The sequence below is a fragment of the Stenotrophomonas sp. HMWF003 genome (assembly GCF_003061285.1).
Classification (GTDB): Bacteria; Pseudomonadota; Gammaproteobacteria; order Xanthomonadales; family Xanthomonadaceae; genus Stenotrophomonas; species Stenotrophomonas maltophilia_AP.
Genome location: NZ_QAIW01000221.1, coordinates 8,705 through 9,574 on the forward strand (window position 1 = coordinate 8,705; position 870 = coordinate 9,574).

The window sequence follows — 870 nt, forward strand, 5'->3', positions numbered from 1 at the left end:
CGACCGCCCCAACGGCATCGCCGTGATCGACGACCTGGTGCTGGTGGTGGAGCGCGACAACCACCGCGTGCAGGTGCTGCACCTGCCCGATTTCGCCCCGCTGGGGGTGTTCGCCGCCGACGACCTGCGCAAGCCCTATGGGCTCTGGGTGAACAAACAGCGCGAAGGCTACGACGTCTACGTCACCGACTCCTACGATGCCGGCGAAGACGCGCAGGGCAATGACGTGCTGCCGCCCCTGGCCGAACTGGACAAGCGCGTGCGTCGCTACGCACTCACGTTGAAGGGGAGCGCGCTGGACGCCACGCTGGTGGGCAGCATCGGCGACACCAGCGAGGCCGGCGCCCTGCGCGTGGTCGAATCGATCTGGGGCGATCCGGCCAACGACCGTCTGTTGATTGCCGAGGAAGACGAGACCTACGCCAGCGAAATCAAGGTGTACACGCTGGAAGGCCGCTTCACCGGCACCACCTTCGGCCGCGATGCCTTCAAGGCACAGGCCGAAGGCGTGATGCTGAAAACCTGCGGCAAGGACGGCTGGTGGATCACCACCGAGCAGGGCAAGCAGCGCAGCGTGTTCCACCTGTTCGACCGCCACACCTTAAAGCACGTCGGCGCCTTCCAGGGCAACACGGTGGCCAACACCGACGGCATCTGGCTCGACCAGGGAGCCTCTGCGCGGTTCCCGCACGGGGTGCTGTATGCCGTGCATGACGACCAGGGCGTGGTGGCGTTCGACTGGGCCAACGTCGCCCGGCAGCTGTCGTTGCCGCTGGAGTGCGCGCCATGACCCGCGCCATGCTCGCCACGGCGGCGCTGCTGGTTGTGCTGCTGCTGGGCAACGGCCCGGCCGCGGCAAAGACACCGGAC

Annotated in this window: 1 protein-coding gene; it reads left to right on the top strand. The window is 67.5% G+C overall.

What is annotated here, in order from left to right; all coding sequences use genetic code 11:
* Positions 1 to 790: phytase (locus DBR34_RS08950; RefSeq protein ID WP_258223773.1), on the top strand; the 790-nt coding region annotated here is incomplete at its 5' end.
* Positions 791 to 870 lie beyond the last annotated feature (80 nt).